At 54.1% G+C, this 7,566-nt stretch carries 5 protein-coding genes; 4 read left to right on the forward strand and 1 reads right to left on the reverse strand.

All coding sequences use genetic code 11. The features are described 5' to 3' along the window. Positions 1 to 614: 614 nt before the first annotated feature. The 3 genes from LIO98_RS07765 to LIO98_RS07775 all read left to right on the forward strand — a co-directional run bounded on the left by LIO98_RS07765 (position 615) and on the right by LIO98_RS07775 (position 3,234). A complete protein-coding gene (locus tag LIO98_RS07765; protein ID WP_291955108.1) occupies positions 615 to 1,025 on the forward strand; it encodes a hypothetical protein in 411 nt (136 codons plus the stop codon). A gap of 58 nt (positions 1,026 to 1,083) precedes the next feature. Beyond that, the gene (locus tag LIO98_RS07770; protein ID WP_291955112.1) at positions 1,084 to 2,730 is read left to right on the forward strand and encodes a carbon starvation CstA family protein; all 1,647 of its coding nucleotides are present in this window, start codon (positions 1,084 to 1,086) and stop codon (positions 2,728 to 2,730) included. Positions 2,731 to 2,820: 90 nt separating this feature from the next. Next, positions 2,821 to 3,234 carry an EamA family transporter gene (locus tag LIO98_RS07775; RefSeq protein WP_291955115.1) on the forward strand — a complete coding sequence of 138 codons (414 nt, stop codon included), beginning with the start codon at positions 2,821 to 2,823 and terminating at the stop codon, positions 3,232 to 3,234. 6 nt (positions 3,235 to 3,240) lie between these two features. Here LIO98_RS07775 and LIO98_RS07780 read toward each other — a convergent pair whose 3' ends face one another. Beyond that, positions 3,241 to 5,667: a response regulator gene (locus LIO98_RS07780; RefSeq protein WP_291955118.1), complete on the reverse strand. Its 2,427-nt coding sequence runs from the start codon at positions 5,665 to 5,667 to the stop codon at positions 3,241 to 3,243. A 374-nt stretch (positions 5,668 to 6,041) separates the two neighbouring features. On the opposite strand from LIO98_RS07780, the gene LIO98_RS07785 reads away from it, so the two are divergent. Then, a complete protein-coding gene (locus LIO98_RS07785) occupies positions 6,042 to 7,427 on the forward strand; it encodes a GntR family transcriptional regulator (RefSeq protein ID WP_291955121.1) in 1,386 nt (461 codons plus the stop codon). Positions 7,428 to 7,566: the final 139 nt, after the last annotated feature.

Genomic DNA, 7,566 nt, shown 5'->3' on the forward strand with positions numbered 1-7,566 from the left:
CGATCGTACCTATGTTGAGATGCGGTTTGTTACGTACGTATTTCTCTTTTGCCATACTGAAAATCCTCCCTGTATTTGGTTCTACGTTACTTATGCCCCATTGGAGCGCGTATTCATATTCCCACATCAAAAGAGACCCGGGAATCAGAGCCGGATCTCTTCAAAGATATGTAATGGCATTATAGCGTACAATCTTTTTAATTGCAACACTTTGCGATAAATTTACAGGGCAGGGGCCCGAATATCTGTTGCCCACGCCGTGCCGCCCGGCGGCGTCATATTCGGCGCCTCCGCAGCGTCCGCCTTCATTTGCCGGAAAATAACGCGTTTTCAAGGCGGCCAAGCCGCCTTCCCCGCGCCTGCCGGACACACGCGGTCCATGGTATCGTTATTGTAAATTTTAAAATTTATATAAATAGGCTCGTAGGGTTTTATTAAATAGGTATGTGTGATATATCACTTTCTTTATATCGTTAATATTTCAACTATGTCTTGCATATACAGACAAATCTATAAAACTAGCGGCATTTTTTAAGTTTGCCTTTCAAAAACGGTTAATGTAAGATACCTAAAATGTCGGCGCGCTTTTATGTGCGGGTCAGGATGTGTGTTTTATGGCAGATTTTTCGTTCCTTGCCTCGGCCTCCGAGATATGGGAAGAATGGCGGTTCGAACCTTGGAAGAGCGGCGCGGCGGAGGGGCTTTACAGAAGGGTCTCGATGGTGAAATCGGGACTGATAGGCGAGGTCGCCCGCTATTACGCGGATGATTATATTATATGGAAGTATGAGGAGTGCGACGTGGATCGGCTCAAGAGGGAGGCTAAGTCCGAGAGCGACCTGCTGCTTCAGCGTTTTGTATTTTTGCGTGAAAATGGAGCCTATTATATGAAGAAGAGCTCCCTGATGTTCGGATTCCGCGGTTTTGTGGAACTGCACTTTTTTACGCCCGGCGACGATATTCCGAAGGCGATTCAGGACACGGCCTTTCTCGTCAACGCCGCGCTTAGAAAGCTTGGAAAATAGCCGGACAATGGCGTCCGCTGTTTTATAGATAACAAAAATCCTTTTGGAGGTGTAACTTATGTTCTTTATGATGTTCGTAGTATCCGCTTTATTGTTGGTACTCGGCTACATATTTTACGGAAAGTTCATGGCGAAGGTCTATGAACTGAGTAACGGCAATGTCACTCCCGCCGAGCAGATGAACGACGGGATGGACTACTGCCCCACACACCCCGCGGTCGTCCTTGGACATCACTTCTCGTCCATCGCCGGCGCGGGCCCTATCGTTGGGCCGATCACCGCTGCGTCCATGTTCGGCTGGCTGCCCACGATCCTGTGGTGCATCTTCGGCTCGATCTTCCTCGGCGGGCCGCATGATTTCGGCGCCGTCGTCGCCTCGATGCGCCACGAGGGCAAGTCTGTCGGCGAGGTCATCGACCATTGGATCGGCCGCAAGGGAAAACAGCTTTTCCTCGTGTTCACGATCCTTTCGCTTTTCCTCGTCGTCGCGGTCTTCCTCGTCCTGACTACGGCGACCTTCGTGACGGACCCAGTGGTAGCCTTTGTAAGCTGCATGTATATATTCCTCGCGGTCATCTCGGGACTTCTCATCTACCGCTTCAATATGAACCTTAAGTTCGTCACGCTCGTGATGCTCGCCATCATCGCCGTCTGCACCATCTGGGGAGGAGACTGGCCCTTTGTCGCGGCCGTCTTTACTCACAGCGCCGACCAGTGGAACATCTTCCTCGCCATCTATATCCTCGCGGCTTCGGTGCTCCCCGTTTGGCTGCTGCTCCAGCCGCGCGACTATCTCGCCTCCTATTTCCTCTATTTCGCGGTGGCGATCGGCGCGATCGGCATGATCTTCGGCGCCTCGATGGACAGCGGCAACGTCCCCATGATCGCCAAGGATATTCAGTGGTTCGGACTCGGCAAAGCCAACCTCTGGCCGATGATGTTCGTCATCGTCGCCTGCGGCGCCATCTCCGGATTCCACTCGCTCGTCGGCTCCGGCACGACCTCGAAGCAGCTCGCCCATGAGGCGGACGCGCTCCCCGTCGGCTACGGCGCGATGCTCCTTGAGGGCCTTGTCGCCGTCATCGCGCTCGGCACGCTGATGGTCGCCGGCGGCATACAGAAGGGCGGGCCAGTCGGCACTTTCGCCGCCGGTTTCGGACAGTTCTGCACGATCGTCGGTATCGATCCCGTCCTGGGAACCCGTCTCGGCGCGATCGCCATCAACGGCTTCCTGCTCACCTCGCTCGATACCGCTACGCGTCTCGCCCGTTACCAGATACAGGAGCTGACAGACTATAAGATCAACAAATACGCGGCTACGATCATCGCCGTCATCGTCGCGCTGGTTCTCGTTTACGTAAAGACCAAGGGCCCCGACGGAAACCCGGTTCCCGCATGGGCGGTCATCTGGCCAGTATTCGGCGCCTCTAACCAGCTCGTGGCGGCGCTCGCCATTCTCGGTATCGCGATGTGGATAATCCGCGGCCTTAAGAAAAAGGCAACCTTCCTCCTCGTTCCCTTCTGGTTCATGCTCTTTACAAGCATGGCGGGCCTTGTGGTGGAGATCAAGGGTACGCTGACGAGCGCCCACCCGAATTACATCCTCGCGGGCATCAGCGCTCTGCTGCTCGTCCTCGCGCTTCTGATGACCAAAGAGGGCATCACGGCTCTCAACAAAGAAAAAAGCGGCGAGTTTGTGAAGTAAACCAGGGAAAAATAACGGCCGTCAAAAAGGCAGTGAATATAAGAACCCGCCTATACGGCGGGTTCTTTTAAATCGGGAGGCAATAAAAATATGTGGGCAATCTGCGCTCTGTGTTCTGCGTTCTTCGCGGCGCTCACTTCGATACTCGCAAAAATAGGCATCGAGGGCGTGAATTCCAACCTGGCGACGGCGGTGCGGACCGTAGTCGTCGTCATTATGGCCTGGCTCGTCGTCTTTGTGACGGGAAGCGGCGGACAAATCGGCGAAATCAGCCGCAAGAGCTGGCTGTTTCTCGTTCTCTCCGGCCTCGCTACCGGACTCTCATGGCTCTTTTATTTCCGGGCCTTACAGCTCGGGGAGGCATCGAAGGTCATTCCCGTGGATAAGTTCAGCGTCGTTCTGGGCATCGCGATGGCCCTCATCTTCCTTCACGAGGCCGTTACGGCCAAGATACTCATCGGAGGCGCACTGATAACGCTCGGCACCTTCGTGCTGATATTATAAATTAACTCAGGCGCCTAAGTATTCGGCCATCGTCCGCTCAAGCAGCTTAAAGTCAAGCGGTTTTGAGAGGTGAGCGTTCATCCCCGCCTCTTTTGAAGCCTTTACGTCATCTTCGAAGGCATTCGCGGTCATTGCGATGATAGGAATGGTCCTGGCATCGGGGCGTTCCTGGCCGCGGATCCTGCGCGCCGCCTCCAAACCTCCCATGATCGGCATTTGCAGGTCCATGAATACCACGTCATAGTACCCAGCGTCGGAGGCGGCGAATTTTTCAAGCGCCTCCAGCCCATGTTCCGCGCTTTCGACAAGAATGCCCGTCTGCCCCAGTATCTCCTGCGCGATCTCGCGGTTGATCGCGTTGTCCTCCACAAGAAGCGCCCGTTTGCCCTTATAAGAGGCGGCGATATGCGGCGCCACCGGAACAGTCTCCGGGACCGCCTCTTTCAGCGCGTACCGCCGTATCGCGCCGATAAGGTTGGACCTGAATAGCGGCTTCATTATGAAGCCGTTGATACCCGCGGCAACGGCCTTCGCCTCATATTCCGCCCAGCCGTAGCCGGAGAGGAGGATGATCGGCACCTCCGGACCGACCGCCGCGCGGATCTCCCCCGCAGTTTCGATGCCGTCCATACCCGGCATCATGAGGTCGATGATGATCATGAAGAAATCCGCTCCCGCCCGGTGCGCGGAGACGGCCTCCTGCAGCGCCTCTTTTCCAGAAAGTACGCAGCGGCTTTCCATTCCGATTTCCGCGAGACGCACCGATACGGTCTCACAGACGATACGGTCGTCGTCGACGACCAGCACCGGCAGCGACGGCAGCGGCGACAACAGCGGTGAGGCCGGTTCATCTTTCATGTCAGCGGTCTTTAACGGCAGCTTCACGGTAAATTTTGTACCTTTACCGTGGACGCTGCTGACAATGATCTCCCCGTTCATCATGCCGACGATATTTTTACTGATCGCCAGACCGAGCCCCGTACCCTGGATGCCGTAGGCGGCTACGTCGTCGGCGCGCTCGAAAGGGGTAAATATCTTCTTGAGGAACTCAGGCTTCATGCCAAGGCCGCTGTCCTCAAAGGTAAACTCAAACTGTCCGTATCCTTTTATATCCGAAGGGTTTTCCCGCACCTCGAAGATGATGTTTCCGCCCTCAGGCGTATACTTTACGGCGTTGGAAAGGATATTCAAAAAAACCTGCTGGATGTGGGGCTGGTCGCATATGACCCTCTCATGCTCAAGCTCATAGACATGTATGTCAAAGTTGTGCCTTTTTTCGGCGATAGAGGGCTGTATGATCGTTACGATGCCCTGCAGCAGCTCGTCCAGGCTGACCTCGTCCTCTGCCAGTTCCAGCCGGCCGCTTTCGATCTTTGCCATATCGAGCACTTCGTTGATCAGCTGTAGCAGCAGCTTCGACGAGACAGTGATCTTTTCCAGACAGTCCATGACACGCTCGCGGTTGTCGATATGCGAGGCGGCGATCGCCGTCATGCCGATCACCGCGTTCATCGGCGATCTGATGTCATGGCTCATACGCGAGAGGAAATCGGACTTGGCCCGGTTGGCCCTTTCCGCCTCCGCAAGCGCGCCGCGCAGCATCTCGGACCGTTCCTCAAGCTGCCTGCGAAGCTCCCGCTGTTCCGTGATGTCGGTTATATCTATATATATGACGAGATAGACCGGCCGGCCGCCGTCCCAGCGGACGCATTCGGCGTTGACCTGCAGCCAGGCGCCGCCGCCGCCGCTGTCCTTCGCCTGCAGCGTGAAGTGGACGGGGAGGCCCTTTTTCATCGCTTCAATGTTTTCCGCATAGGCGGCGCGGTTCTGTTCACAGTCAAAATTAGAGAGGCCGCGGGCGAGAAAATCTTTCCCGCCGCTAAAAAATTCCCGAAAACGGGCGTTGGCGTCAATCAGAGTGAAACCCTCATCTTCAACACGAATCTTAGCGACAAAACCGGGAAGGTTGTCATAGGTGACGGACTGCTCCTTTTGTGTCTGGATAATATCCGTTACGTCGGTAAAGACGGTATATACCACAGGAAAGCCGTCAGCTATCTCGTCGGTGAAGGTCCCGACGATACGGATCCACGCTATGGAACCTCCTTTTTGCGGCATTTGGCAGATGCACTCATAACCTGGGCGGTTCTCCGCAAGCGCGCCGAGCACCGTCTGCGTGATCTTCTGCAGCGCGGCGGGAGCAGATGCGAAGTACTCATCCACATGGTTGTGAAACAACTCCACATATTCCTCTCTCGTGTATTTTATTATCTCAAAGAAGAAATCATTCGCCCAGATCGCCGTGAAGTGCTCGTCAAGCTTATGTTTGCTGACACCCACATGCAGCGCTCCCATCAGAGCGCTGTATTCGTCAAAGGTGCCGCTCCGGTCCTGCCGGCCGTTTAGTCCCGTGCTGTCGTCTTTATAAGTCATCTGCCCTCTTCCAATCCTGCCTCTGTTCATTAACGGAGCCACCGCAAACAAAAGTGATGCTTGCTCATAATATTACAGCTTATAATCTTTATCATAATATTACATAGCCTTTAAAAAGTCCACTTTGCCGCGCGGAGAAAAATTTTTGGTCTTTCGTCCTTATCTCTCCCGTTCCTACATCAGAGCGAGGGCATCTTATTTTTATTCGACGGCGATATAAAGGCGCCGGCAAGCGCGGGCGGGAGCGGCAGGTTTTCATGCGTTTGCCTAGTTCCGGCACGCTGTTATGCGAGGGCAAAATTAAAATTATGCAGTATGTTATAATTGAAGTACTAGTTGTGTGGTGATAATAATTGAAATCAAAAAATCTATATATGCTGACCTACGGATATCTCCTTACAAAAATCTATTTTGGCCTTTACTCAAAGGGACGCCCGCTGCCCTCCATCCACCGTCTGTCACAGCTGCTGGGAGTATCGACAGTGACAGTGCAGGGCGCGCTGAAAATGCTTCAGCGGGGAAAATATATTTCCGGCTCGGAGCTGGGGCGCACGGTCATCTACGACCAAGAGGCAAAAAACGGCCTGCCTGCCGGCATCCTCGCCAGAGAGGAGGTGCTGCGCGATATCTATCAGGGATTCGCGCTGATCCTGCCCCCCATATTTTACGACGGCTTTCGCCGCTGTGATGAAAAAGATCTTGACCGGCTTGAGAAGATACTTGAAAAGGGCGCCTCCTTTTGTGACGAAGCGGTCACAGCTTTTCTTGCGTACCTGATAAATAAGCTTCGCAATCCGCTGATACTTGACCTGTACCATGACATAAGCCTCTACTCTTACCCAACGCATATCGCTCGCTGTGCGGCGGATATCGGACACTGGAGGGATAATTACGAAAGACTGTGGGCAGTCCTCAAAGAAATGGTTTCGCTTGCGCGGCGGGAAGATTTTACCGCTCTTCGCTCTTTACTTGAACGGACCTACTTTGACTACGATCCGGAATATGCCTCCCACCCGCTGTCAGACTCCTTTAATAGCCCCTACAGATGGGGCAAGCCGCGGCTCTGCAACCTGGCGGCGGCGGAAATCATCCGCTCTGTCGACAACGGCGGATATCCCATCGGCACCCTTCTCCCATCCGCCGCCGCGCTCTCCGCAAACTTGGGATACACGCTGATCACGACACGGCGGGCGTTGTCGCTGCTCAACGGCTTCGGAGTAACGAAATCATTAAACGGCAGAGGATCGCTGGTTCTTGGCGCGGACGAGGGACGGCTCCGCGTAAAATGGCACGAACCCTCAGTGAGAAAAAACATTCTCTCCTATCTGCAGGCCATTCAAATGCTGGCCGTCACCGGCCGGTCTGTCGCCGAATCGGTATTCCCCCACATAAAAGCCGGTTCTTTTGAAGCCGCGAAGAGGGATATTCAAGAGGCGGCCGCTTCCGGCTGCCACACCGCGGCCACCGCGGCCATCGCGGTATGCCTGCGGCTGATCATCGGCGGCTCCCCCTACTCCTCAACAAAAGAGGTCTACGGACATCTGCGGGAGCTCGCCGTCTGGGGGTATCCGCTCTCATATATCCCCCCATATCCTGAACTTGAATCTTTTGTGGAGATGCTTCTCCGCGGGATAGAAGAGCGCAGCGGCAAGTCATTCTCTGACGGACTGGAGGGGCTCTGCCGCACGATATTTTATTCCTCCCGGGAAAAGATGGTCTCCGTGGGAATAGCCGAGGCGGGGAGGCTGGAACTGCTTTAGGCCAGTCTCATTGTATTTAAACGGTGATGAATTGAATCTTTCATCATTTGCTTTGGAATAACTTGAAATTCACATAAAATTGGATATTGTTTTAAGAAAATTATAAAATAATTGTTTTCACCATATATAAAATTTGAGC

It is taken from the genome of Cloacibacillus sp. (assembly GCF_020860125.1).
GTDB lineage: Bacteria > Synergistota > Synergistia > Synergistales > Synergistaceae > Cloacibacillus.

Excerpts from the sequence above, each read along its gene's own strand:
- LIO98_RS07765 (WP_291955108.1), top strand. The coding sequence starts at position 615 with ATGGCAGATTTTTCGTTCCTTGCCTCGGCCTCCGAGATATGGGAAGAA.
- LIO98_RS07770 (WP_291955112.1), top strand. The coding sequence starts at position 1,084 with ATGTTCTTTATGATGTTCGTAGTATCCGCTTTATTGTTGGTACTCGGC.
- LIO98_RS07775 (WP_291955115.1), top strand. The coding sequence starts at position 2,821 with ATGTGGGCAATCTGCGCTCTGTGTTCTGCGTTCTTCGCGGCGCTCACT.
- LIO98_RS07780 (WP_291955118.1), bottom strand. The coding sequence starts at position 5,667 with ATGACTTATAAAGACGACAGCACGGGACTAAACGGCCGGCAGGACCGG.
- LIO98_RS07785 (WP_291955121.1), top strand. The coding sequence starts at position 6,042 with ATGCTGACCTACGGATATCTCCTTACAAAAATCTATTTTGGCCTTTAC.